Origin of the sequence: Streptomyces sp. PT12 (assembly GCF_003311645.1) — a bacterium.
Classification (GTDB): Bacteria; Actinomycetota; Actinomycetes; order Streptomycetales; family Streptomycetaceae; genus Streptomyces.
The window spans coordinates 37,263-61,898 of the sequence record NZ_QEST01000186.1 but is presented as its reverse complement, the minus strand read 5'-3'; the positions used below and the strand labels follow the sequence as shown (position 1 = coordinate 61,898).

Here is a 24,636-nt window from a genome sequence, read left to right as displayed (position 1 = left end):
AGCGGGACGCGGTCCGTGCCCCCGGCGTTCCCGCCCGGTAATCTCGCCTCCATGGCCTCAGGTACGTCCGGCAAGCGCGGCGGTGGCGGGGGAGCGAAGAAGGCGCCCGCCAAGAAGGCGGCCGCAAAAAGGCCCCCGGCGAAGAAGGCCGCAGCCAGGAAGCCGGCGGCGCCGCCCAAGAAGCCCGCGCCGCGTCTCGCGTTCCGCGCGTTCCGCGCGCTGTGGATGGGCCTGGCCCACCCGGTGGGCGCGTTGCTGCGCGGCATAGGGAGCAGCGCCAAGGCGCTCGACCCGGCGCACCGCAAGGACGGGCTCGCGCTCCTGCTGCTCGGGCTCGCCCTGATCACCGCGGCGGGCACGTGGTCCAATCTCCAGGACCCGGTCGGCGAGCTCGTCACCATGCTGGTCACCGGCGCGCTGGGCCGCCTCGACCTGATCTTCCCGTTGGTCCTCGGCTTTCTCGCGGTGCGGCTGATCCGGCACCCGGAGAAGCAGGAGGCCAACGGCCGCATCGTCATCGGCCTCAGCGCCCTCCTGGTGGGCGTGCTCGGCCTGGTGCACGTCTTCACGGGCGCCCCGGGGCGCAGCGAGGGCGCGCAGGCGCTGCGCGACACCGGGGGGCACCTGGGGTGGGCGGCGTCCCGGCCGCTGATCCTGGCGGTCGGTGAGCCGCTGGCGGTAGCGCTGCTGACCCTGCTGACCGTCTTCGGGCTGCTCGTGGTGACGGCGACCCCGGTGAACACCATTCCGCGGCGGCTGCGCCAGGGCGCGATCAGGCTCGGGCTGCTGGCGGGGAACGGTCCTGGCACCGAGACCGAGATCCTGGTGGAGCGGTACCGCGACGAGGACCCGGACTGGCCGCTGCCCTCGCCGCCCGACCTGGCCGAGCGCGAGGCGCTGGAGGAACGCCGCCGCGCCGCGCCGCGCAAGGCCGGGGGCCGGGGGCGCCGCGCCAGGGGGAGCGACCCGATCGATGTGGCGGCCCAGGCCGCCGAGGCGCTCGACGGGGCCGTGCGGCACGGGGTGCACCCCTCGCCGCTGGTCGCCGACCTCAGCAGCCGGGTCACCGCGGGGGGCCGCGTCGAGAAGCTCGCCGACCCGGCGGGCGCCGCGGAGGCCGCGGACGCCGTGGAGGCCGGGCTCGCCGAGTCCGGGCCCGCCGCCTCCGGCGCCGGGTCGGCCGTTGTCCCCGACCTGACCAAGAGCGCGCCCGAGCCGTCGGAGCCGCTGCCGCCGCGCGCCGAGCAGTTGCAGCTCTCGGGCGACATCACCTATGCCCTGCCCTCGCTCGACCTGCTGCGCCGCGGCGGCCCGGGGCGGTCGAGGAGCGCCGCCAACGACGCGATGGTCGACTCGTTGACAGGCGTCTTCACCGAGTTCAAGGTGGACGCCCGGGTCACCGGCTTCACCCGGGGCCCGACGGTGACGCGTTACGAGGTGGAGCTGGGCCCCGCGGTCAAGGTCGAGAAGATCACCGCGCTCACCAAGAACATCGCCTACGCCGTGGCGAGTCCCGACGTCCGCATCATCAGCCCCATCCCCGGCAAGTCGGCCGTCGGCATCGAGATCCCCAACAGCGACCGCGAGATGGTCAACCTCGGGGACGTGCTGCGCCTGGCCGACGCGGTGGGTGAGGACCACCCGCTGGTGGTGGGCCTCGGCAAGGACGTCGAGGGCGGCTATGTCACCGCGAACCTCGCGCGCATGCCGCACATGCTGGTCGCGGGCGCCACCGGGTCCGGCAAGTCGTCGTGCGTCAACTGCCTGATCACCTCGGTGATGATCAAGTCCACGCCCGAGGATGTGCGCCTGGTGCTGATCGACCCCAAGCGCGTCGAGCTGACGGCCTACGAGGGCATCCCGCACCTGATCACGCCCATCATCACCAACCCCAAGCGAGCCGCGGAGGCGCTCCAGTGGGTGGTGCGCGAGATGGATCTGCGCTACGACGACCTGGCGGCGTACGGGTACCGGCACATCGACGACTTCAACGCCGCCGTCCGCTCGGGCAAGGCGACGCCGCCCGCGGGCAGCGAGCGCGACCTGGCGCCTTATCCGTATCTGCTGGTGATCGTCGACGAGCTGGCCGACCTGATGATGGTGGCCCCGCGGGACGTGGAGGACGCGATCGTCCGGATCACGCAGCTGGCGCGTGCCGCGGGGATCCATCTGGTGCTGGCCACCCAGCGGCCGAGCGTGGACGTGGTGACGGGCCTGATCAAGGCGAACGTTCCCTCGCGCCTCGCGTTCGCCACGTCCTCGCTCGCCGACAGCCGCGTCATCCTCGACCAGCAGGGCGCGGAGAAGCTGATCGGCAAGGGCGACGGGCTTTTTCTGCCGATGGGGGCGAACAAGCCCACGCGCATGCAGGGCGCCTTTGTCACCGAGGAGGAGGTGGCGGCGGTCGTCCAGCACTGCAAGGACCAGATGGCGCCCGTTTTCCGGGACGATGTCACGGTCTCGTCGGGGAAGAAGAAGGAGATCGACGAGGAGATCGGCGACGACCTGGATCTGCTGTGCCAGGCGGCCGAGCTGGTGGTCTCCACGCAGTTCGGATCGACCTCCATGCTCCAGCGCAAGCTGCGGGTCGGCTTCGCCAAGGCGGGGCGGCTGATGGACCTCATGGAGTCCCGTGGCGTGGTGGGCCCGAGCGAGGGTTCCAAGGCCCGCGACGTGCTGGTCAAGCCGGACGAACTCGATGGCGTGCTCGCGCTGATCCGGGGGGAGACTCCCTCCTAGACCCCAGGGGAATCGGCCATCCTGATGGCGTATAAAAGCCGTCGGCCCGGTTGCTCGTTCCTTTCGCAGCCCCCCTAGACTGATAAGCACAGCACGTGGCTCCACGCTCGAAAGGCGCCCCCGTGTCCAACGGCAACTCTTCCGCCAAGGACCGGCTTTCCGTCGGTCGAATCCTCCAGCAGGCGCGCATCGATGCAAAGCTGACCGTGGATGAGGTCAGTTCGTCCACACGTGTGCGCATTCCGATCGTGCAGGCCATCGAGCAGGACGACTTCTCGCGCTGCGGTGGCGACGTCTATGCGCGCGGCCACATCCGTACGCTCGCCCGGGCCGTGGGGGCGGACGCGGGTGAGCTGATCGAGCTGTTCAACGAGCAACAGGGTTCCGTCCCGCCCCTTCTCTCGTCCGGACCTCTGTTCGAGGCCGAGCGGATCCGGCCCGAGCCGCGCCGCCCGAACTGGACGGCCGCCATGGTGGCCGCGATCGTCGTGGTGATCGGGTTCGTCGGCTTCACCTTTTTCAGTGGTGGCGAGGGCGAGGACCCCGGCGCGGTGGCCGAGGGATCCGAGTCCCCGAGCCCCAGCGGCGGCCAGCGGACCGAGGAGCCCGAGCGGACCGAGGAGCCCACCCAGCCCTCTCCCGAGCCGTCCGAGAGCGCGGTGGCCGCCCCGCCCGCCGACGAGGTCACCGTCGTAGCCACGGCGGAGGGCGGCTCAAGCTGGATCTCCGCCAAGGACGCCAACGGTGGCCTGATCTTCGAGGGCGTGCTCGAGGAGGGCCAGTCCGAGACGTTCAGCGACGACGACCAGATCGACCTCATCCTGGGCAACGCGGGCGCCGTGCGGCTCCATGTCAACGGCAGCGAGATCGAAGACGTCTTCGAGATGGGTCAGGTGGAGCGCCTGAGCTACACCCCAGGAGACCCGAGCGAGGGCTGATCACCGCCCGTCCCGGGGCGGGCGGTCGCCCCGGGACGAAGTAGGGTGAGGCCATGTCCGAACGCCGTACCGTTGCCCTGGTCACCCTTGGTTGCGCCCGTAATGAGGTGGATTCCGAAGAGCTGGCCGGGCGGTTGGCCGCGGATGGCTGGGACTTGGTGCAGGACGCGGCCGACGCGGAGGTCGCCGTCGTCAACACCTGCGGCTTCGTCGACGCCGCGAAGAAGGATTCGGTCGACGCCCTGTTGGAGGCCGGGGAGCTCAAGTCGGCGGCCGCCGAAGGAGGTGGCGGGCGGACGAGGGCGGTCGTGGCCGTCGGCTGCATGGCCGAGCGCTACGGCAAGGAGCTGGCCGACGCCCTGCCCGAGGCGGACGCGGTGCTCGGTTTCGACGACTACGCCGACATCTCCACGCGCCTGCGCACGATCCTCTCCGGTGGCGTGCACGCCCCCCACATACCGCGCGACCGGCGCAAGCTGCTGCCCATCAGCCCCGCCGAACGGCAGGCAGCCGAGCCCGCGGTGGCGCTGCCGGGGCACGGCGCGATCGCCGATCTGCCCGTCGGGGTCGCCCCCGCGTCGGGACCACGCGCGCCCCTGCGCCGCAGACTGGGCGGGGGCCCCGTGGCCTCCGTCAAGCTGGCCTCGGGCTGCGACCGGCGCTGCACGTTCTGCGCGATCCCGTCGTTCCGTGGCTCGTTCATCTCGCGCCGCCCCTCCGACGTGCTGGGCGAGGCCCGTTGGCTCGCGGAGCAGGGTGTCAAGGAGATCATGCTCGTCTCCGAGAACAACACCTCGTACGGCAAGGACCTCGGCGACATCAGGCTGCTCGAGACCCTCCTCGCCGAACTGGCCGCCGTCGACGGTCTGGAGCGCATCCGCGTGAGCTACCTCCAGCCCGCCGAGATGCGCCCAGGGCTGATCGACGTGCTCACCGGCACGGACAAGGTCGCGGCGTACTTCGACCTCTCCTTCCAGCACTCGGCGCCCGGAGTCCTGCGCGCCATGCGGCGCTTCGGCGACACCCGCCGCTTCCTCGACCTGCTCGGCGCCATCAGGGCCAAGGCGCCCCTGGCGGGGGTGCGGTCCAACTTCATCGTGGGCTTCCCCGGCGAGACGGCGGACGACGTGGCCGAGTTGGAGGGCTTCCTCACCGAGGCGCGGCTCGACGCCATCGGCGTGTTCGGGTACTCGGACGAGGACGGCACCGAGGCCGCCGGGTACGAGGGGAAGCACGATCCCGAGGAGATCGCCGCGCGGCTCGACCGCGTCTCCCGGCTGGCCGACGAGCTGATCGCGCAGCGCGCCGAGGAGCGGATCGGCGAACGGGCCCGCGTGCTCGTCGAGTCGCTCGGCGAGGACGATGACGGGGACGGCGACGGCGACGGCGGGAACGGCGACGGCGGGAGCGGCGACGCGGGCGGCTTCGGCGAGGTGATCGCCGTGGGGCGCGGCGAGCACCAGGCGCCCGAGACCGACGGCCACATCCTGCTCGTCGCGCCGCGCGGCGCGACGGGGCGAGGCGATCACTGGCCGCGGGTGGGCGAGTTCGTCGACGCGGAGGTCGTCGCCACCCGGGGCGTCGACCTGATCGCCGTGCCGCGCCCCCTCCACGTCCCGGGGCCCCGCGGGGACGGAAGATGACGGATACGCCGGCACCGGCCGACGAGGTCGGACCGAGCGCGCATCCGCGGCGGGCCCCCGGCCTGTGGAACATCGCCAACGTCCTGACGATGGTGCGGCTGCTGCTCGTCCCCGGGTTCGTGCTGCTGATGTTCGCCGATGGGGGCCACGACCCGGCGTGGCGGTCGGTCGCGTGGGCGGCGTTCACCGTGGCCATGATCACCGACCTGTTCGACGGCGAGCTGGCCAGGCGCCACAACCTGGTCACCGACTTCGGCAAGATCGCCGACCCCATCGCCGACAAGGCGATCATGGGGGCCGCGCTGATCTGCCTGTCGGCCCTCTCCGACCTGCCGTGGTGGGTCACCGTCGTCATCCTGGTCAGGGAGCTCGGCATCACCGTGCTGCGGTTCTGGGTGATCCGCCACGGGGTCATCCCGGCCAGCCGCGGCGGCAAGGCGAAGACGCTCACCCAGGGCGTCGCCGTCGGCATGTACATCCTGGCCCTCACGGGCCCGCTGGCGACGCTGCGCTGGTGGGTGATGGCCGTCGCGGTGGTGCTCACCGTGGCGACCGGGCTCGACTATGTGCGCCAGGCCGTGGTGCTGCGCAGGGCGGGCCTCGCCAGGGAAGCGGACGGCGGAAGGGGCGCCGGGTGAGCGGTCGAGGAGCGCGGGACGAGCCGCCGCTCGCCCGCCAGGTGCTTGGGCTGCTCGCCGGGCGCGGGCAGACGCTCGCCGTCGCCGAGTCGCTCACCGGGGGCCTGCTCGCGGCCGAGCTGACCGGCGTTCCCGGCGCCTCGCGGGCGTTCGTCGGCTCGGTCACGGCCTATGCGACGGAGGCAAAACGAGACGTTCTCGGCGTGGACGCCGAGGTGCTGGCCGAGCGCGGCCCGGTGGACGCCGAGGTCGCAAGGCAGCTGGCGCTCGGGGTGTGTGACCTGCTGAAAGCCGACTGGGGCGTGGCCACCACCGGCGTCGCCGGCCCCGAGACCCAGGACGGGAAGCCGGTGGGCACGGTCCATGTCGCGGTTTCGGGCCCGGTCACGGGGGGAGTCGTGGCTCAGCGGTTGAATCTGCGCGGCGACCGGGCGGCGATCCGGGCGAGCAGCGTCAGGGCCGCGCTGACCCTGCTGCGGAACGAGCTGATCCTCGCCCGGGAGGAGCGAGATCCTCAGGGCGCCGGGGTGGGACAGGATACGGAACAGAACGGAGAGGATGGATGTTTGCAGCCCTGAGTGAACAAGACATCGCTCCCCGCCCGGTTGGAGTCCGAGGCGGTACGGTGGGGCATGAAGCAAGCGAGGCCAACGGTCCGAGGAGGGAGCCACCGATGATCCTGCTCCGTCGCCTGCTGGGTGACGTGCTGCGTCGGCAGCGCCAACGTCAGGGCCGCACCCTGCGCGAGGTGTCCTCCTCGGCCCGGGTCTCCCTCGGATATCTCTCCGAGGTGGAGCGCGGTCAGAAGGAAGCTTCTTCCGAGCTGCTTTCCGCCATCTGCGACGCGCTTGATCTGCGGATGTCCGAGCTGCTCAGGGAGGTCAGCGACGAGCTGGCCCTCGCCGAGCTGGCCCAGTCCGCCGCGAGCGACGCGGTGCCGTCCCTGGGGGTCCCCCCTGGGCGGGGCCTGGGGGAGCGTCCCATGCTCAATCCGGTGCGGGTGACATCCGTCACTCACCGGCCGGAGGAGCACGTCACGATCAAGGCATCGAGCGAAGCCGTCGACGTCGTCGCGGCCTGATTCCGCGCCGTCACCACGCCGTCACCGGGGGGCACGCCCCCACGTCATGGCCGCAGGCGCAGCCCGCGTGGCGTCGCGTGGAAGCCCGCGGCCTCAAGACGCCCGGTCCACGCCGGATCGGCGAGCACGGACGAGCCGTTTACCCGCTCCACGGTGAGCGTGCCGAGGGCGCCCTCCCGCGCCGCGCGGGACAGCGCGTCCGCGGCCGTCCTCAGGGCCTCCTGTGGGGCCTCCGCCTCCTCGTCGGGCCAGGCCAGCAGCGTGCGCCCGCCGCGCTCCAGGTAGAGCGTGAGCCGCCCGTCCACCAGCACCACCAGCGCCCCCGCCTTGCGGCCTGGCTTGTGCCCCGCCCCCGTGGGCGGCTCGGGCCAGGGCAGCGCGGCACCGTAGGCGTTCGCCGGGTCGGCCGCGGCCAGCACTAGGGCGCGCGGCCCGTGGGCGGCCCCACCCCGCTCCGCCGATGTGCCAAGGGCCCGCAGCCGGTCCACCGCGCCGTCCATCGCGAACTGGGCCGCGCCAAGGCCCTCCACGACATAGCCGCGTCTGGCCTGGCCGCTGTCCTCGAACGCCGAGAGCACGCGGTACGCCGCGGAGAAGCCGCCCGTGACCCCCTCCGCCGTGACGGCGCCGCGGGTGACCACCCCGTGCCGGTCGAGCAGCGTGCGGGCCAGGGCGTGGGCGCGCAGCGTGGCGTCGGCCTCGGGGGCGGGCGCGAGCGACCAACGCCCGGCCACGGTGGGCGGCCCGCTCCTGGACGCCGTGGGGCGGCGGCCGCCGCCGATCGCCAGGGAGCCGTAGCGGCCGCGTGGCGTGGCCCGCCGCCCCCGGTGCGCGACGGAGCCCGCGGTGCGGCCCGAGCCCAGCAGGGCGCGCAGCGGGCCCAGGGTGTCGTTCGTCAGGCGGCCCGACCAGGCGAGCTCCCAGACCGCGTCGGTGAGCGCCGCGTCCGACGCCTCGTGCCCGGCGGCCCTCACATGCTCGGCGATCTGCCGGAAGAACAGCCCGTATCCGCCGGAGAGGGCGTCGAGCACCGCGCGGTGCAGCGGGGAGAGCTCAAGGGGGTGCGGGGGAGGGAGCAGCAGGGGCGCGGTGTCGGCGGGGTAGAGCGCGACCCAGCCGTCCTTGCCCGGCAGGGCGCCCGCGCCCGCCCAGACGACCTCGCCCGAGGCCGTCAACTCGTCGAGCAGTGGCGGGGCGTAGCCGGAGACCCGGGACGGCAGGATCAGCCGTTCGAGCGCGGAGGCGGGCACGGGGGCGCCCTGCAACTGCTCGATCGCCCGCACAAGACCGTCGATGCCACGCAGCCCGCCGCGCCCGGGCTCGCCCACGTGCTGCCACTGGGGGAGGAACGCGGCGAGCGCCGTCGGCGGCACCGGCTCAAGCTCCTCGCGGAGCGCGGCGAGCGAGCGGCGCCTCAGCCTGCGCAGCACGGCCGGGTCGCACCACTCATGGCCCGCGCCGCCCGGCCTGAACTCCCCCTGCACCAGGCGTCCTTCGGCCGCCAGCCGGTGCAGCACGCCGTCGGCGACCGCGCCGCCGAGGCCGAACCTGGCGCCCAACTGCGCCGAGGTGAACGGGCCGTGGGTGCGGGCGTACCGGGAGATGAGGTCGCCGAGCGGGTCGGCCACCGGCTCGGTGAACGCCTCGGGCACGCCCACGGGCAGCGCGGCGCCCAGGGCGTCGCGCAGCCGCCCCGCGTCCTCGATCGCGGCCCAGTGGGCGCGGCCCGCGACGCGCACGCGCAGCGCGCGGCGGGCGGCGGCAAGGGACTCGGCCCACTCGGGGCGGGCGCCGCGCTCGGCCAGCTCCTCGTCGGTGAGCGGGCCGAGGACGCGCAGCAGGTCGGCGACGCCCTCGGCGTCCTTGACCCGGCGCTCATCGGTGAGCCACTGGAGCTCCCGCTCCAGCTGGGCGAGCACATCCGGGTCGAGCAGCTCGCGCAGCTCCGCCTGGCCGAGCAGCTCGGCCAGCAGCCGGGAGTCGAGGGACAGGGCGGCGGCGCGGCGCTCGGCCAGCGGGGAGTCGCCCTCGTAGAGGTACTGCGCGACATAGCCGAAGAGGAGCGAGCGGGCGAACGGCGAGGGGTCGCGCGTGGTGACCTCGACCAGCCGCACGCGCCTGGCCTCGATGTCCCGCATCAGCTCGGTGAGCCCCGGCACGTCGAAGACGTCCTGGAGGCACTCGCGGACCGCCTCGAGCACGATCGGGAACGAGCCGAACTCGGCGGCGACCGAGAGCAGCTGGTGGGCGCGCTGCCGCTGCTGCCACAGCGGGGTGCGCCGCCCTGGGTCGCGCCGGGGCAAGAGCAGGGCGCGCGCGGCGCATTCGCGGAACCTGGCGGCGAACAGGGCGGAGCCGCCGACCTGGTCGGTGACCACCTGGTCGACCTCGCCGGGGTCGAGCAGCACGTCCCCGGCGCCGAGCGGGGCCTTGGCGTCGTCGAATGCGGCGTCGTGCAGGGCCGGGTCCGCGCCGGGCGCGCCGAGGCCGAACGCGGCCTCGGCGGCCAGCAGATCGGCGTCGGGCAGCCGCAGCACGATGCCGTCGTCCGCGTGCATCACCTGGGCGTCGAGGCCGAAGCGCTCGGCGATCCTGGCGCCGAGGGCCAGCGCCCAGGGGGCGTGCACCTGCGCGCCGAACGGCGAGTGCACCACCACGCGCCAGTCGCCCAGGTCGTCGCGGAATCGCTCGACCACGATCGTCCGGTCGTCGGGGACATGGCCGCACGCCTGGCGCTGCTCCCCGAGATACGCCAGGACGTTGTCCACGGCCCAGGCGTCGAGGCCCGCCGAGGCCAGCCGCTCCCGCGCGGCCCCGTCGTCGAGGCCGCCGATCTCCCGCAGGAACGCGCCCAGGGCCCGGCCGAGCTCGAGGGGGCGGCCCAGCTGGTCGCCCTTCCAGAACGGCAGCCGCCCCGCGATCCCGGGCGCCGGGGTGACCAGCACCCGGTCGCGGGTGATGTCCTCGATCCGCCAGGACGTGGTGCCCAGCGTGAAGACGTCGCCCACCCGCGACTCGTACACCATCTCCTCGTCCAGCTCGCCGACCCGGCCGCCGCCCTTCCTCGGGTCGGCCCCGGCGAGGAAGACGCCGAACAGGCCGCGGTCGGGGATCGTGCCGCCCGAGGTCACGGCGAGCCGCTGGGCGCCTGGGCGGGCGGTGAGGGTGTGCGCGACGCGGTCCCAGACCAGCCGGGGCCGCAACTCGGCGAACGCGTCCGACGGATAGCGCCCCGCCAGCATGTCGAGCACCCCGTGGTAGGCCGACTCGGGAAGCGCGGCGAACGGGGCGGCCCCGCGGACCAGCGCCAGCAGCTCGTCGACGTCCCACGGGTCCATCGCGACCATGGCGACCAGCTGCTGGGCCAGCACGTCCAGGGGGTTGGCCGGGACGCGCAGCGACTCGATGGCCCCGGCCCGCATCCGCTCGGTGACCACCGCCGACTGCACCAGGTCACCGCGGTACTTGGGGAAGACGACGCCCGCCGAGACCGCGCCGACCTGGTGCCCGGCGCGGCCGACCCGCTGGAGCCCCGAGGCGACCGAGGGCGGCGACTCGACCTGGACCACCAGGTCGACCGCGCCCATGTCGATGCCGAGCTCCAGGCTTGAGGTGGCGACGACGGCGGGGAGCCGCCCGGCCTTGAGGTCCTCCTCGATGAGGGCCCGCTGCTCCTTGGAGACCGAGCCGTGGTGCGCGCGGGCCAGCAGGGGCGCCGCGCCCCTGGCCGCGCCCGAGCCGCCCATCAGCGCGGCGGGGGAGTGCTCCTCGGGCAGGGGCTGGCCGGTGGCGCGCTCGTGGGCGATCTCATTCATCCGGTTGCACAAACGCTCGGCGAGCCGCCGGGAGTTGGCGAAGACGATCGTCGAACGGTGCGCCTGGACCAGGTCGACGATGCGCTCCTCGACCGAGGGCCAGATGGAGGGCACCGCGCCCGAGCCCGGGGCGTCGGGCACGGGGGAGCCCCCCAACTCGCCCATGTCCTCGACGGGGACCACCACGGAGAGCCTGAACTCCTTGCCCGATGGCGGCTGGACGACCGTCGCCTTGCGCCGGGGTGAGAGGAAGCGGGCGACCTCGTCCACGGGGCGCACGGTGGCAGAGAGCCCGATGCGGCGAGCCGGGCGGGGCAGCAGGGCGTCGAGGCGCTCGAGGCTCAGCGCGAGGTGGGCGCCGCGCTTGGTGCCCGCGACGGCGTGCACCTCGTCCAGGATGACGGTCTCCACTCCGGTCAGGGCGTCCCTGGCGGCGGAGGTCAGCATCAGGAAGAGCGACTCGGGGGTGGTGATCAGGATGTCGGGGGGCCTGCGGGCCAGGGAGCGGCGGTCGGCCGCAGGGGTGTCGCCGGTGCGGATGCCGACCCTGATGTCGGGCTCGGGCAGGCCGAGGCGGACCGACTCCTGCCGGATGCCGGTCAGAGGGCTCCGGAGATTCCGCTCGATGTCGACGGCCAGGGCCTTGAGCGGGGAGACGTACAGCACGCGGCAGCGCTTGTGCGGCTCGGCGGGCGGGGGCGTGGCGGCCAGCCGGTCGAGCGAGGCGAGGAAGGCGGCCAGCGTCTTGCCCGAGCCGGTGGGCGCCACGACCAGGGCGTCGGACTCCTTCGCGATCGCCCGCCAGGCGCCTTCCTGCGCGGCGGTGGGTGCTTCGAAGGCGCGCGAGAACCAGGCCCGGGTGGCCGGTGAGAAGGAGTCGAGCGCCGCGCGTGGATCCATGGCTCCATCGTGCACCCCGCCACTGACATCGGGCGGGCGCGATACTGGGACCATGCGGCTGACGGACTTCTGGGAGCGGATGACCGAGCGATTCGGGCCCGCCTATGTGGATTCATTCGCCCGTGACCATGTGATGGCCGAGCTGGGCGGGCGGACGGTCGTCGAGGCGCTGGACGCGGGGTGGGACGCCAAGGATGTCTGGCGCGCGGTCTGCACGGCCTTCGAGGTCCCGCCGCACCTGCGGTGACGCCCCGGACCGCGGCCCGCGGGGCGGTCGGTGGGCCCCGGATCGCTTGACACAAAAATCGAACGGCCATTCTTATGGGAAGGGCAATCGGCGATTGTCAGTGGCGGGCGTTAGCGTCCGTGATGTGAAGCGATCTAATCAGACGGACCGGGTGGCACCCATGGCAGGTACGGACCGCGAGAAGGCACTCGACGCCGCTCTCGCCCAGATTGAGCGGCAGTTCGGCAAGGGCGCGGTGATGCGCCTGGGCGAGCGGCCCGACGAGCCGATCGAGATCATCCCCACCGGCTCCACGGCTCTCGATGTGGCCCTGGGCGTGGGCGGATTGCCCCGCGGCCGGGTCGTCGAGGTCTTCGGCCCCGAGTCCTCGGGCAAGACGACCCTGACCCTGCACGCGGTGGCCAACGCCCAACGGGCGGGCGGCACTGTGGCGTTCGTGGACGCCGAGCACGCCCTCGACCCGGAGTACGCCAAGCGGCTCGGCGTGGACGTGGACCAGCTGATCCTCTCCCAGCCGGACAACGGCGAGCAGGCGCTGGAGATCACGGACATGCTGATCCGCTCGGGGGCGCTCAACCTCATCGTCATCGACTCCGTGGCCGCCCTGGTGCCGCGCGCCGAGATCGAGGGCGAGATGGGCGACTCGCACGTCGGCCTCCAGGCCCGGCTGATGAGCCAGGCCCTGCGGAAGATCACCGGCGCGCTCAACCAGTCGAAGACCACCGCGATCTTCATCAATCAGCTCAGGGAGAAGGTCGGCGTGATGTTCGGCTCCCCCGAGACGACCTCGGGCGGCCGGGCGCTGAAGTTCTACGCCTCGGTGCGGCTGGACATCCGGCGCATCGAGACGCTCAAGGACGGCACCGACGCGGTGGGCAACCGCACGCGGGTCAAGGTCGTCAAGAACAAGGTGGCGCCCCCGTTCAAGCAGGCCGAGTTCGACATCCTCTACGGCACCGGCATCAGCCGCGAGGGCGGCCTGATCGACATGGGCGTGGAGCACGGCTTCATCCGGAAGTCCGGCGCCTGGTACACCTACGAGGGCGACCAGCTGGGCCAGGGCAAGGAGAACGCGAGGAACTTCCTGCGGGACAACCCCGACCTGGCGAACGAGATCGAGAGGAAGATCAAGGAGAAGCTCGGCATCGGCCCGAAGGCGGACGTGCCCGAGCAGGCGGGCGACGCCCCCGCGGACGCCCCGGCCAAGGGCGCGGCCCCGGCAGCCGCCGCCACCGCGACGGACGCCGCGCCGCTCGCCAAGGCGCCAAGGGCCGCCAAGCCCGCGGCCGCCAAGAGCTGACGGTGACCCGGCGCAGCGAGTGGCCGGAGCGCCCACCACCCCGAGACCGCGGTGGCCCCTCGACGTCGAGGGCCGACGAGGGGCCACCGCGCGCGCCACGTGACCCGGTCGAGCGGGCGCGGGCGATCAGCCTGCGGCTGCTCACCGGGACCCCGCGCACCCGGCGGCAGTTGGCCGACGCCCTGCGCGAGCGGGACATCCCCGAGGAGGCGATCGACACCGTCCTCGACCGCTTCGAGGAGGTGGGGCTCATCGACGACGCGGCGTTCGCGGCGGCGTGGGTGGAGTCCCGGCACCACGGGCGGGGCCTGGCGGGCCGTTCGCTCGCCCGTGAGCTGCGCACCAAGGGCGTGGCGGCGCCGGTGATCGAGGAGGCGGTCGCCCGGCTCGACCCCGAGCGCGAGGAGGAGACCGCCCGCGCCCTGGTGGAGCGCAGGCTGCGCGCCACGCGGGGCGTCGAGCCGGTCAAGCGGCTGCGACGGCTGGTCGGCATGCTGGCCCGCAAGGGGTATCCCGAGGAGCTGGCCGTCCGGGTGGTCCGCGAGGCGCTGGCGGCCGAGGTCGTCGAGGTCACCGACGAGGGGTGGTGCTAGCCGGGTCCTGGCCGTCGGCGGCTTCTGGGGCGGGGTCGGGGATGGCGCGCAGGGTGGCCGCGCAGGCGCGCAGGGACGGCTGGTCGGCGCCCGGCAGGGCGGCGGCCAGGTGCCCGTCGGGGCGGACGACGAGCAGCGTGTGCGGAGCGGTCCCCGGGTAGTCCTCGGTCACAAGCAGCTCGGCTGGCAGCGCCAAGGTGCCGGTGGCGGCGGCCAGTTCGGGCATGAGCCCGGCCGAGAGCCAGTGGCGGACGTCCCACACCCGCGCCCCCGGCGCGGTCAGGACCAGCAGCAGCGGCCCGCCCAGGCGTTCGCGCAGCCTGCGCGTCTCGCCCTTGAGCGTGATCACCGGCACGTCGGCGACCGGCGCTCCGACGGGCGTGTCCGTCGTGGTGCCCCGGCGCGGCGCGCAGGCCAGCGGCGAGGAGCCGTACCGCGCCGGGCCGCCCAGGGTGCCACGGCCCAGATGGCTGTCGGACAGCAGCGCGAGGCGGCCACCGCTCCGCCCCGTGAGCCGCCCCTTGAGGCCGCCCCTGCCGCGCACCAGGGGCAGCGCCTGGTCGACGGCGCGCAGCCGAGCGCCGACCGCCGTGCGCCGTTCGGCCTGGTAGCTGTCGAGGAGGGAGTCGGCGTTGCCCTCGTGGCAGGCGACGGCCAGCTTCCAGGAGAGGTTGTCGACGTCCCGCAGCCCCTCGGCGACCTGCTGCGTGCCGAGCGCCCCCAGCAGGTGCGCGGCGTCACCGGCGAGAAAGGCGGGCCCCGAGCGCCACGCGCGCGCCAGCCGCTGGTGGCAGACGTGGACGCCGGTGTCGAGCAGCTCGTAGGGCGGCACCTCGCCCTCGTGCCACGCGGCGAGCGTGCCGTGCACCCGGTCGAGCAGGGCGTCGGGGGTGACGAGGCCGTCCTCCCGCGGCAGCGGCCAGTCCAGGCGCCACACGTCCCCCGGCAGCGGCCTCGCCGTGACCTCCCCCGCGGGCAGCCCCCGGTGCAGCCCCGCCTCGCCGGGCCAGGGCAGCTCGGCGCCCACCGCGGCGACGGCGAAGCGCTCGACGCCGGTGCGCCCCGGGAAGGGGACGCGCAGCAGCTTGCGGACGGTGGAGCGCGGCCCGTCGCAGCCGACGAGGTGGCTGCCGCGCCACTGCCGCTCCTCGTCGCGCCGCCCTTCGGGGGCGCGGGCGACCGAGCGGGCCACCAGCTCGCCGCCGCGGTGCTCGAGGTCGACGACGCGGTGCCCCCTGGCGACGCGGATCAGCTCCTGGCGGGCGACGGCGTCGCGCAGGGCGCGCTCCAGCGCGTGCTGCGGCACATGGCGCGGCGCGTCATCGGGGGCGACCCGCTGGTGCAGCACGGTCCTGCCGCGCTGGGTGATCCGCCACGCCTCCCACGCGGGGGCCTGGCCGCCGAGGCCCGGAAGCCCGGCCCAGTGCGCCACGTCAGGGGGCAGCACACAGGTGCGGGCGAGGCGCACGGGGGGTGGTTCATCCGCGCCGTCCAGGAGGACGGTCGGGACGCCGTGCCCGGCCAGGGCGAGTGCCAGCGCGAGCCCGACGGGGCCCGCGCCGGCAATGATCACGGGCAGCACAGCACGTATGCAACGGCAGCGGATGAGAGGGCGTCAAGTCGGCCTTGACGCGGGCGGGTTGTCGCGGGACCGGCCGTGGCCGGCCCCGCGCGGTACCCGGCTACTTCTTCTCGTCGACGCCGACGGGCGTCGGCACGTCACCGGCGCCTTCCCCGGCCGTCGTGGTGGTCAGCACGGCGCCCGTGCCGCGCTTTCCGCGCCGTATCCGGCCCTCGAGCCAGCTGGCGAAGCTGGTGAGCAGGAAGTTCAGCACGATGTAGATCACGCCGATCACGGTGAACGCCGCCAGCAGGTTGGCGAAGTTGCCGTCGATCAGGCCGACGCTGTCGAGGAGCTCGCTGTAGCCCAGCATCGCGCCGCCGAGCGCGGTGTCCTTCACGATGACGACCAGCTGGCTGACGATCGCGGGCAGCATCGCGGTGACCGCCTGCGGCAGCAGCACGAACAGCATGGTCTGGCCCTTGCGCATGCCGATCGCCTTGGCCGCGTCGGTCTGCCCCCGGGGCAGCGCGAGCACGCCAGCGCGCACGACCTCGGCGAGCACCGAGGCGTTGTACAGCACGAGGCCGGTCACCACCGCGTACAGCGGCCTGACGTCGCGGTCGATGTCGGTCCACATCGCGTACGCCTCGTTGGCGAACAGCATCAGCAGCAGCACCGGGATCGCGCGGAAGAACTCGACGACGGCGCCCGCCGGGATCCGCACCCACGCGTGGTCCGAGAGCCGTCCGATGCCGAGCGCGGCGCCGAGCGGCAGGGCGATCAGCATGGACAGGCCCGCGGCGATCAGGGTGTTCTGGAGGCCGGGGAGGATGAACGTCGTCCACACGTTGGCGTTGGTGAAGAACGGCTCCCACTGGTCCCAGGCCAGCTCGCCGTTGTCCTCCAGGACGCTCAGCACCCACCACGCGCCCGCCGCCAGGATCACGAGGAAGACGACGGCGATGAGGGCGTTCCGCCGCCGGGCGCGCGGGCCAGGGGCGTCGTACAGAACGGAGAGGTCGCTCATCGCTTCACCGCCGCGCGCTTGGCGACCCAGCCGAGGAACAGGCCGGTCGGCAGGGTCAGGACGATGAAGCCGAAGGCGAACAGGATGGCGATCGGCACCAGTTGGGCCTCCTGTTCGATCATGTCCCGCATCAGCAGGGCGGCCTCGGCGACGCCGATGGCGGCGGCCACCGTGGTGTTCTTGGTCAGGGCGATCAGCACGTTCGCCAGGGGCGCGACCACGGCGCGGAACGCCTGGGGCAGCACGATCAGCGTGAGCACCTGGGTGAAGCTCAGGCCGAGGGCTCGCGCGGCCTCGGCCTGCCCGACGGGCACCGTGTTGATCCCGGACCGCAGCGCCTCGCACACGAACGTCGAGGTGTAGAGGACGAATCCGAGGACGGCCAGCCGGAACGACAGTGACTGGGTGCCGAAGTCGGCCCACATCGTCATGCCCAGCGTGTAGGCGAGGAGCTGCGAGCAGGCCACGATGATCAGGGTCAGCGGGGTGTTCCGGAAGACGTGCACATACACGGTGCCGAACGCCCGCATGATCGGGACGGGGCTGACGCGCATCGCGGCGAGGATCGTTCCCCAGATGAGGGAGCCGATCCCCGAGAGGACGGTGAGCTGCACCGTCGTCCAGAACGCTCCGAACAGGTCATACCTGTCGAGGTCAAGGAAGTCGAACACGGAATCTCGCAGTCTCGCCCCGGGGGCGGATGGCGGAAGAGGGCGTGGCGCGCCGCCCGCCGTGAGCGGCGCGCCACGGTGGCCGTGAGCGGGCCAGGGTCAGGGACGCGCCCCGATCTCGGGGGCGGGGTCGGCGTCGTAGTTGGCCGGTCCGAAGTGCTCCTCGACCAGCTCTTCCCAGGTGCCGTCCTCGACCATCTGCGCGATGGCGTCGTTGACGTCCTCGAGGTCCTCGGAGTCCTGGGGCAGGCCGACGCCGTAGTACTCGTCGCTCAGCTCGAGCCCGGCCAGCGCGAACTTGCCCTGGTGCTGCTCCTGGGCCGCGTAGCCCGCGAGGATGGAGTCGTCGGTGGTCAGGGCGTCGAGGGTGCCGTTCTCCAGGCCGGTGAGGCACTCGGAGTAGGTGTTGAACGGCTGGAGGTTGGCGTCGGGGGCGAAGTCCCGCTGGACGTTCTCCGCGGAGGTGGAGCCGGAGACCGAGCACAGGGTCAGGTCGTTGATGGCCTCGGGCGTGGGGACCTCGGTGTCGGTGCGCAGCAGTAGGTCCTGGTGGGCGACGAAGTACGGGCCCGCGAAGTCGACCTGCTCCTCGCGCTCCTCGGTGATGGAGTAGCTGGCCACGATCATGTCGACGTCGCCGCGCTCGAGCAGCTGCTCGCGCTCGGGGCTCGGGGCCTCCTCGAAGGTGATCTCGTCTTCCTCGTAGCCGAGTTCGCCCGCGATGTAACGCGCCACGTCCACGTCGAAGCCGACGAACTCGCCCTCCTCGTTCTGGAGGCCGAGGCCCGGCTGGTCGTACTTGATGCCGATCGTGATGCCGTCGTCGCCCCCGCCGCCACAGGCCGTGGCGGTCAGGGTCAGGGCGACGGCGGAGGCGGCCAGGGCGCTTGCCTTGCGAAGTCTCACGGTGGGTACTCCCCCTCGTTGAATGTGCGTGATGAAGGTGAAAACGTGTGGTGTGCCGGAGCCGCGCATCAGTGCGCGAGGATCTCAGTGCGCGAGGATCTCAGTGCGCGAGGGTCTCAGTGCGCGAGGATCTTGGACAGGAAGTCCTTCGCGCGGTCGCTCCGCGGGTTGTCGAAGAACTGGTGGGGGTCGGCCTCTTCGACGATCCGGCCGTCCGCCATGAACACGACGCGGTTGGCCGCCGAGCGGGCGAAGCCCATCTCGTGGGTGACCACGACCATGGTCATGCCCTCGCGGGCCAGTTGCTGCATGACCTCAAGGACCTCGTTGATCATCTCGGGGTCCAGGGCCGAGGTGGGCTCGTCGAAGAGCATCACCTTCGGCTCCATGGCGAGGGCGCGGGCAATCGCGACGCGCTGCTGCTGCCCGCCGGAGAGCTGCGCCGGGTACTTTCCGGCCTGATTGCCCACGCCCACCCGGTCGAGCAGCGCCTGGGCGCGGGTCCTGGCCAGTGACTTGTCCTGCCCGCGCACCTTGATCGGACCGAGCGCCACATTGTCGAGCACGGTCCGGTGCGGGAAGAGGTTGAAGGACTGGAAGACCATGCCCACGTCGGCGCGCAGCCGGGCAAGCTCCCTGCCCTCCTCGGGCAGCGGGCGGCCGTCGATGGTGATGCTGCCGTCGTCTATCGTCTCCAGGCGGTTGATCGCCCGGCACAGCGTCGACTTCCCTGAACCCGAAGGGCCGATCACCACGACGACCTCGCCGCGCTTGATCGTCAGGTTGATGTCCTGGAGCACATGGAGCGCGCCGAAGTGCTTGTTCACCCTGTCCAGGACGACCAGATCTTCCGCCGGGGGCGCTGCGTCGGCGGCCTCCTTCGCAAGCGGCGCTTCGCTCATCGTGGTCCTGCTCCGTCCTCGTCGGTTGCAGGGACCCTAGCCAGCGTGGATCACACCGTCACCTGATCTGAGGGGAAATTGAGCATAACGATCCGGTCGTCCGCCGCTTCCCTGCGTCACTCCTCGTCGCTCACCGTGCCCGGCGCATAACGGAAGCGTTCAGCTCCTCCGGTGCCCCTTGACGCGGCCCCCCGCGATCGGCGTGGATGCCAGGAGGGACGCGCGTACACACGAGGACACCGCGTAGACACCCGAAGACACACGAGGACACACGAGAACACCCGGTGACCTGGACAGAGCGCCGGGAAGGAGGGCGGACGGTGAGACTGCTCCTGGTCGAGGACGACGAGCACGTCGCGGCCGCCCTGGTGGCGGTGCTTGGCAGGCATGGCTTCGACGTCGTGCGGGCCCGCGGGGGCGAGGAGGCGATCAGCCTGCTGCGCGACCGCTCCTTCGGGGTGGTGCTGCTCGACCTCGGCCTGCCTGACGTCGACGGCTTCGAGGTGTGCGGCCGGATCCGCCGCCTGGCCTCGGTGCCGATCATCATGGTGACGGCCCGCGCGGACGTGCGTTCCCGCATACACGGGCTCAACCTGGGCGCGGACGACTACGTCGTCAAGCCCTATGACACCGGCGAGCTCCTCGCCCGCATCCACGCGGTCAGCCGCCGCACGGGCCCCGAGGAGGCCGCGGAGCCCGGCGCGCCCGACGACGTGCTGTCCCTCGGGCCCGTCGTCGTCGAGCTGGCGACGCGGCAGGTGTCGGTGGACGGCCGTCGTGTGACGCTGACCCGCAAGGAGTTCGACCTGCTGGCGCTGCTCGCCCAGCGGCCCGGCGTGGTCTTCCGGCGGGAGCAGATCATCAGCGATGTGTGGCAGACCAGTTGGGAGGGGACGGGGCGCACGCTCGAGGTGCACATCGCCTCGCTGCGGTCCAAGCTGCGCAGGCCCGAGCTGGTCGAGACGGTGCGCGGCGTCGGCTACCGGCTGGCGATACCGCCCGCGCTCTCCGAGGCTCCCGAGCCTTCCGTGCCTTCCGTGCCCCCCGCCCCCTCGGCGCCCTCCGCCTGACGGGCGCCCGGCCGACTCCATGCGCTCCCGCCTTCTCCCGCTGCTCATCGTGCTGCTCACCGGGGTGCTGCTCGCCCTCGGTATCCCGCTGGCGACCAGCCAGGCGCGCAGCGAGCAGCAGCGCGTGGTCGTGGACCGGATCGACGACACCGCGCGCTTCGCCTCGCTGACCCAGTCCGCCACCGACGCGGGACCGCCGGGCGAGCAGCGGCTGGCCACGCTGGAGGACGAACTCGCCACCTACCACGACGTCTACGGCATCAAGGTCGGCGTCTTCCGGCGCGACGGCCGCCCCATGGCGGTCGCCCCCGAGGGCTGGGAGGTGCCGGGCGGGGTGGGGAGCGAGGAGTTCGCCGAGGCGCTGGCGGGCCGCCGCAGCCAGGGGCAGGGCCAGGTGTGGCCCTGGGCGCTCGACCGGCGGCTGGTCGTGGCCTCGCCCGTGATCAGGGACGGCGATGTGATCGCGGTCGTGGTCGTGGACTCGCCGACGGGGCCGCTGCGCTCCCGCATCCTGCGTGGCTGGCTGGGGATCGCCGCGGGCGAGGCCGCCGCGATGCTGCTCGCGGTCGGGGCGGCGTTCCGGCTGACCGGCTGGGTGCTGCGCCCGGTGCGGGTGCTCGACAAGGCGACCCACGACATCGCCACGGGGCGGCTGACGTCGCGGGTGGCCGCCGCGGGCGGGCCGCCCGAGCTGCGGCGCCTGGCGCGTTCGTTCAACGAGATGGCCGACCACGTCGAGCTGGTCCTCGACCAGCAGCGCGCCTTTGTCGCCGACGCCTCGCACCAGCTGCGCAACCCCCTTGCGGCGCTGCTGCTGCGCATCGACCTGCTGGGCCTCGAACTCCCCGAGGGCAACGAGGAGTTCGCCTCCGTCAAGGCCGAGGGCATCAGGCTGGCCAAGGTGCTCGACGGGCTGCTCGACCTGGCGCTGGCCGAGGGCACCCCCGCCGACCTGCGCCTCACCGACGTCGCGGCCCTCGCCGCCGAACGCGTCGCCGCCTGGCGCCCCGTCGCCGACCGGCGCGGGGTGCGGCTGACCGCGGAGGGCGCGGCGGCGGCGACCGGCTGGGCCGACCCGGTGGGGCTCTCCAGCGCGCTGGACGCCATTGTCGACAACGCGCTGAAGTTCACGCCCGAGGGCGGCGCGGTGCGCGTCACCGTCACCGCCAACGGCGAGCGCGTCACCGTCGAGACCGCCGACGACGGCCCCGGGCTCGCCCCCGACGAGCTGGAGCGGATCGGCGACCGCTTCTGGCGCAGCGGCCGCCACCAGAACGTCCAGGGCTCGGGGCTCGGCCTGTCCATCGTGGCCGCCCTGCTGGCCGCGGGGGCGGCGACGATCACCTACACCGCGAACGAGCCGCACGGCCTGCGGGTGATCGTCGCCGTCCCGCGCCACGCGCCCGAGCGCGCGTCGGCGCAGCCGGTCAGGCGCGAGCCGGGGAACGGCTCAGCCGCACCGTGAGGATCTGGAACGGCCGCAGCGCGAGCGCCACTCCGCCCTCGTCGGCCGCACCGAGCGCCGCGCCGCCATCGAGCGGCCGCTCGAGCAGGTCGGTCGCGACCACCCCGGCGCAGGGGAAGCCCGTCACCAGGCGCCCGCGCGCCCTGCCGCCGCCCGACTCGTAGAGCCGCACCACCACGTCGCCGCTCCGGTCGTCCGCCAGCTTGACGGCCTCGACCACGATCGACCCGCCGTCCACGACCGTGACCAGCGGCTCCACGGTCGCGCCGCCCGGCACCGAGCGCTCGGGCAGGTTGATCCAGTGCCCCTCGCGCACCGCGTCGCCGATCGTCGCCCCCGGCACCAGCGCGTACGTCAGCCGGTGGGCGCCCTGGTCGGTGTCCGGGTCGGGGTAGCGCGGCGCGCGCAGCAGCGAGAGCCGCACCGTCGTCGTCTGGCCGCCGTCCTCGCGCACCTCGCGGCTCACGTCGTGGCCGTAGGTCGAGTCGTTGACCACGGCGGCGCCCCACCCGGGCTCGCCCACGTGGATCCACCGGTGCGCGCAGATCTCGAACTTGGCCGCCTCCCACGACGTGTTCGTGTGCGTGGGCCTGAAGACGTGCCCGAACTGCGTCTCCGCGGCCGACGCGTCGGCCTTCACATCGAGCGCGAACGCCGCCTTGAGGATCTTCTCCCGCTCGTGCCATTCGATGTCCGCGTCCACGTCGAGCGCCCGCGCGCCGGCGCGCAGCGTCAGCCGCTCGGTCACCGTCGAGGCGCCGAACGAACGCGCCACCCGCACCGTCGCCGCCCCGTCGTCCGCCGTCTCGAGCGCCAGCTCGTCGACGGCCGTCAGATCGGTGACGCTGTTGCGGTAGAACGCGTCGACGTCCCACGCGTCCCAGTGGTTGGGCAGGTCGGGGTGGAGCTGGAGCAGGTTGCCCGCGCCACCTGGGGCGATGGCGTCGCGGCCCGCGGCGAGGTCGACGGCCGACACGACGAGGCCGCGCGCGTCGATCTCCACCCGCAGCAGACCGTTGGCCAGCGTGAAGCCACCGTCCGCGCGCTCCTGCGCGCGCACCGGCGCGGTGGACAGCCGCGGGCGCGGTGCCGCGCCACCGGCGGGGATGCCGCCGCGGGCGTGCGGGGCGGCGTTGAACACCACGGAGCCGTCCGCGCCTTCCCCGTCCGCGTCCGCCCCGTCCCCCGACCCGGCGAGCGTCCGCTGCGCCGTGTCGATGATCGCCAGCAGCTCCTCGCGCACCCGCGCGTAGGTCTCCCTGGCCTCCCGGTGCACCCACGCGATCGACGAGCCGGGCAGGATGTCGTGGAACTGGTGGAGCAGCACCGTCTTCCAGATCCGGTCAAGATCCTCGTAGGGGTGGTCATAGGGGCGGGCGTGCCCCGCCGTCCGCACCGCCGCCGTCGCCGCCCACAGCTCGGCCTCGCGCAGCAGCGACTCGCTGTGCCGGTTCCCCTGCTTGGTCTTGGCCTGCGACGTGTAGGTGCCGCGGTGCAGCTCCAGATACAGCTCGCCGACCCACACGGGGGCGTCAGGGTACTCCTCGTGCGCCCGCTCGAAGAACGCCTCGGGCCGCTCGATCTCCACGCGCGGCGAGCCCTCAAGGTCGCGCAGCCGCGCGGCCCGCGCCAGCATCTCCCGGGTGGGGCCGCCCCCGCCGTCGCCCCAGCCGAAGGGCGCGAGGGAACGCGTCCCGCGCCCCTTCTCCCGGTAGTTGCGCGCCGCGTGCGCCATCTCGCGCCCGCTGAGGTCGGAGTTGTAGGTGTCTACCGGCGGGAAGTGCGTGAACACGCGCGTGCCGTCGATGCCCTCCCACCAGAACGTGTGGTGCGGGAAGGCGTTGCTCTGGCTCCAGGAGATCTTCTGCGTGAGGAACCACGTGGACCCCGACAGCTTCACCAGCTGCGGCAGCGCGGCCGTGTACCCGAAGGAGTCCGGCAGCCACACCTCCCTGGTCTCGATCCCGAACTCCTCGAGGAAGAAGCGTTTCCCGTGGACGAACTGCCGCGCCATGGCCTCGCCGCCGACCATGTTGGTGTCGGACTCCACCCACATGCCGCCCACCGGCACGAACGTCCCGTCCTCCACCTTCCGCCGCACCCGCGCGAACACCTCGGGCCTGTGCTCCTTCAGCCACGCCAGCTGCTGCGCCTGCGACATGGCGAAGACGAACTCCGGATGGTCGTCCATCAGCGCCACCACGTTGGCCGACGTGCGCGCGACCTTCCGCACGGTCTCGCGCAGCGGCCACAGCCACGCCGAGTCGATGTGCGCGTGCCCGACCGCGCTGACGCGGTGCGCCGTCGCGTGCGCCGGGGAGGCGAGCGCCGGCGCGAGCCGCTCGCGCGCCGCCGCGGCCGAGCCCGCGATGTCATCCAGGTCGAGCGCGTCGAGCGCGCCCTCGATCGCGCGCAGCAGCGTCCAGCGCAGCGCGTCGTCGACGGCTAGCTGCTCCATCAGCCCGCCGACCACGTCGAGGTCCTGCGCCAGCTCCCACACCTGCGGCTCGAACACCGTGAGGTCGAGCCGGTCGAAGCGGTACAGCGGCGCGTCGCCCGCCGTGAGCCGGTCGCCGAGCGCGGTGGGGCGGGCGTCGTTGACCACGGGGTTGGCCGCAGCCTCGACGAACAGCTCGACCTCCTCGCCGCCCGCCGCCTCGTCGGCGATCCGCACCCAGTCGTTGTAGGGGTGCAGGCCCTTCACGGCCTCGCCGTCGGCCCGGTACACCAGGCCCTCGCACTGGAACCCCGGCATCCCGCGGTCGAAGCCGAGGTCGATCACCGCCTCGACGGTCAGGCCCGCCCACCCCCGCGGCACCCGCCCCGTCAGCCGCAGCCATGTGGTGCCCCACGCGGGCCCCCAGGGGTCACCGGCCGCCGCGGGGGCGAAGGGCGCGGCCAGCCCCTCGCTCACCGGGACCGGCTCGCCGGGTGCGTCCCACCGCTCCACGGTGAACGGCACGGGATCGCGATGGACGGCGGGCCGGATCCGCTGCTCGAGCACCCGGCGGAGCCGGTCTTCGACCAGCTTTCGGTCGTCGTGCATGGTGCTCCTCCGAATGTCTCTCGTGATGTGGACGCGTGTGATCGGGAAGGGGCGAGAGTGTCGAGATTGTCGAAAGTATCGAAACGTCGAA

Annotated in this window: 17 protein-coding genes and 1 pseudogene; 11 read left to right on the top strand and 7 right to left on the bottom strand. The window is 73.2% G+C overall.

The features are described from left to right. Window positions 1-51 precede the first annotated feature (51 nt). From DEH69_RS22365 to DEH69_RS22340, 6 genes are all read left to right on the top strand, one after another. On the top strand, window positions 52-2,739 hold the full coding sequence (locus DEH69_RS22365; protein ID WP_113688794.1) for a DNA translocase FtsK: 2,688 nt from the start codon (window positions 52-54) through the stop codon (window positions 2,737-2,739). Window positions 2,740-2,861: 122 nt separating this feature from the next. Next, a complete protein-coding gene (locus tag DEH69_RS22360) occupies window positions 2,862-3,677 on the top strand; it encodes a helix-turn-helix domain-containing protein (RefSeq protein WP_113688793.1) in 816 nt (271 codons plus the stop codon). 53 nt (window positions 3,678-3,730) lie between these two features. Further along, window positions 3,731-5,320, top strand: coding sequence for a MiaB/RimO family radical SAM methylthiotransferase (locus DEH69_RS22355; protein ID WP_113688792.1), 1,590 nt, complete (start codon window positions 3,731-3,733; stop codon window positions 5,318-5,320). An 89-nt stretch (window positions 5,321-5,409) separates the two neighbouring features. Beyond that, window positions 5,410-5,958 carry a CDP-diacylglycerol--glycerol-3-phosphate 3-phosphatidyltransferase gene (gene pgsA, locus DEH69_RS22350; RefSeq protein ID WP_258534878.1) on the top strand — a complete coding sequence of 183 codons (549 nt, stop codon included), beginning with the start codon at window positions 5,410-5,412 and terminating at the stop codon, window positions 5,956-5,958. Next, entirely contained in the window at window positions 5,955-6,536 is a 582-nt protein-coding gene (locus DEH69_RS22345) for a CinA family protein (protein ID WP_258534876.1), read from the top strand. Before pgsA ends, DEH69_RS22345 begins: the two co-directional genes overlap by 4 nt. A 95-nt stretch (window positions 6,537-6,631) precedes the next feature. After that, entirely contained in the window at window positions 6,632-7,039 is a 408-nt protein-coding gene (locus DEH69_RS22340; protein WP_113688789.1) for a helix-turn-helix domain-containing protein, read from the top strand. A gap of 44 nt (window positions 7,040-7,083) precedes the next feature. On the opposite strand, the gene DEH69_RS22335 is transcribed toward DEH69_RS22340, so the two are convergent. Further along, the gene (locus DEH69_RS22335; RefSeq protein ID WP_181727554.1) at window positions 7,084-11,754 is read right to left on the bottom strand and encodes an ATP-dependent helicase; all 4,671 of its coding nucleotides are present in this window, start codon (window positions 11,752-11,754) and stop codon (window positions 7,084-7,086) included. Between the two features lie 52 nt (window positions 11,755-11,806). Here DEH69_RS22335 and DEH69_RS22330 point away from each other — a divergent pair, with 52 nt between their 5' ends. The 3 genes and pseudogenes from DEH69_RS22330 to recX form a co-directional block, all read left to right on the top strand. After that, entirely contained in the window at window positions 11,807-12,001 is a 195-nt protein-coding gene (locus DEH69_RS22330; RefSeq protein WP_113688787.1) for a DUF3046 domain-containing protein, read from the top strand. A gap of 160 nt (window positions 12,002-12,161) precedes the next feature. Continuing rightward, complete coding sequence (gene recA / locus DEH69_RS22325; RefSeq protein ID WP_113688786.1) at window positions 12,162-13,301, top strand: recombinase RecA; 1,140 nt, start codon at window positions 12,162-12,164, stop codon at window positions 13,299-13,301. After that, window positions 13,220-13,894 (top strand): annotated as a pseudogene (recX, locus tag DEH69_RS22320) (recombination regulator RecX); the annotation flags it as partial. The gene recA and the pseudogene recX, both read left to right, overlap by 82 nt. Here the strand turns inward: recX and DEH69_RS22315 are convergent. The 5 genes from DEH69_RS22315 to DEH69_RS22295 all read right to left on the bottom strand — a co-directional run bounded on the left by DEH69_RS22315 (window position 13,872) and on the right by DEH69_RS22295 (window position 18,964). Then, the gene (locus DEH69_RS22315; protein ID WP_309302891.1) at window positions 13,872-15,467 is read right to left on the bottom strand and encodes an FAD-dependent monooxygenase; all 1,596 of its coding nucleotides are present in this window, start codon (window positions 15,465-15,467) and stop codon (window positions 13,872-13,874) included. The pseudogene recX and the gene DEH69_RS22315 overlap by 23 nt on opposite strands. A 109-nt stretch (window positions 15,468-15,576) precedes the next feature. Next, window positions 15,577-16,485, bottom strand: a complete 909-nt coding sequence (locus DEH69_RS22310; RefSeq protein ID WP_113688784.1) for an amino acid ABC transporter permease — start codon at window positions 16,483-16,485, stop codon at window positions 15,577-15,579. Beyond that, window positions 16,482-17,156, bottom strand: a complete 675-nt coding sequence (locus DEH69_RS22305) for an amino acid ABC transporter permease (RefSeq protein WP_113688783.1) — start codon at window positions 17,154-17,156, stop codon at window positions 16,482-16,484. Before DEH69_RS22305 ends, DEH69_RS22310 begins: the two co-directional genes overlap by 4 nt. A 99-nt stretch (window positions 17,157-17,255) precedes the next feature. Continuing rightward, window positions 17,256-18,062 (bottom strand): glutamate ABC transporter substrate-binding protein, encoded by an 807-nt coding sequence (locus DEH69_RS22300; protein ID WP_113688782.1) that lies wholly within the window; start codon window positions 18,060-18,062, stop codon window positions 17,256-17,258. Between the two features lie 116 nt (window positions 18,063-18,178). Then, the gene (locus DEH69_RS22295) at window positions 18,179-18,964 is read right to left on the bottom strand and encodes an amino acid ABC transporter ATP-binding protein (RefSeq protein WP_113688781.1); all 786 of its coding nucleotides are present in this window, start codon (window positions 18,962-18,964) and stop codon (window positions 18,179-18,181) included. A 320-nt stretch (window positions 18,965-19,284) separates the two neighbouring features. On the opposite strand from DEH69_RS22295, the gene DEH69_RS22290 reads away from it, so the two are divergent. Both DEH69_RS22290 and DEH69_RS22285 read left to right on the top strand, forming a co-directional pair. Beyond that, entirely contained in the window at window positions 19,285-20,034 is a 750-nt protein-coding gene (locus tag DEH69_RS22290) for a response regulator transcription factor (RefSeq protein WP_113688780.1), read from the top strand. A gap of 19 nt (window positions 20,035-20,053) precedes the next feature. After that, the gene (locus DEH69_RS22285) at window positions 20,054-21,499 is read left to right on the top strand and encodes a HAMP domain-containing sensor histidine kinase (protein WP_113688779.1); all 1,446 of its coding nucleotides are present in this window, start codon (window positions 20,054-20,056) and stop codon (window positions 21,497-21,499) included. On the opposite strand, the gene DEH69_RS22280 is transcribed toward DEH69_RS22285, so the two are convergent. Next, window positions 21,462-24,545 carry a glycoside hydrolase family 38 C-terminal domain-containing protein gene (locus DEH69_RS22280; RefSeq protein WP_113688778.1) on the bottom strand — a complete coding sequence of 1,028 codons (3,084 nt, stop codon included), beginning with the start codon at window positions 24,543-24,545 and terminating at the stop codon, window positions 21,462-21,464. The two genes, DEH69_RS22285 and DEH69_RS22280, sit on opposite strands and share 38 nt — an antisense overlap. Window positions 24,546-24,636 lie beyond the last annotated feature (91 nt).

What these genes read in the sequence shown, in the direction of transcription:
- DEH69_RS22365 (WP_113688794.1), top strand. Translation starts at nt 52, where the DNA reads ATGGCCTCAGGTACGTCCGGCAAGCGCGGCGGTGGCGGGGGAGCGAAG.
- DEH69_RS22355 (WP_113688792.1), top strand. Translation starts at nt 3,731, where the DNA reads ATGTCCGAACGCCGTACCGTTGCCCTGGTCACCCTTGGTTGCGCCCGT.
- pgsA (WP_258534878.1), top strand. Translation starts at nt 5,410, where the DNA reads ATGGTGCGGCTGCTGCTCGTCCCCGGGTTCGTGCTGCTGATGTTCGCC.
- DEH69_RS22340 (WP_113688789.1), top strand. Translation starts at nt 6,632, where the DNA reads ATGATCCTGCTCCGTCGCCTGCTGGGTGACGTGCTGCGTCGGCAGCGC.
- DEH69_RS22335 (WP_181727554.1), bottom strand. Translation starts at nt 11,754, where the DNA reads ATGGATCCACGCGCGGCGCTCGACTCCTTCTCACCGGCCACCCGGGCC.
- DEH69_RS22330 (WP_113688787.1), top strand. Translation starts at nt 11,807, where the DNA reads ATGCGGCTGACGGACTTCTGGGAGCGGATGACCGAGCGATTCGGGCCC.
- recA (WP_113688786.1), top strand. Translation starts at nt 12,162, where the DNA reads ATGGCAGGTACGGACCGCGAGAAGGCACTCGACGCCGCTCTCGCCCAG.
- DEH69_RS22310 (WP_113688784.1), bottom strand. Translation starts at nt 16,485, where the DNA reads ATGAGCGACCTCTCCGTTCTGTACGACGCCCCTGGCCCGCGCGCCCGG.
- DEH69_RS22295 (WP_113688781.1), bottom strand. Translation starts at nt 18,964, where the DNA reads ATGAGCGAAGCGCCGCTTGCGAAGGAGGCCGCCGACGCAGCGCCCCCG.
- DEH69_RS22285 (WP_113688779.1), top strand. Translation starts at nt 20,054, where the DNA reads ATGCGCTCCCGCCTTCTCCCGCTGCTCATCGTGCTGCTCACCGGGGTG.
- DEH69_RS22280 (WP_113688778.1), bottom strand. Translation starts at nt 24,545, where the DNA reads ATGCACGACGACCGAAAGCTGGTCGAAGACCGGCTCCGCCGGGTGCTC.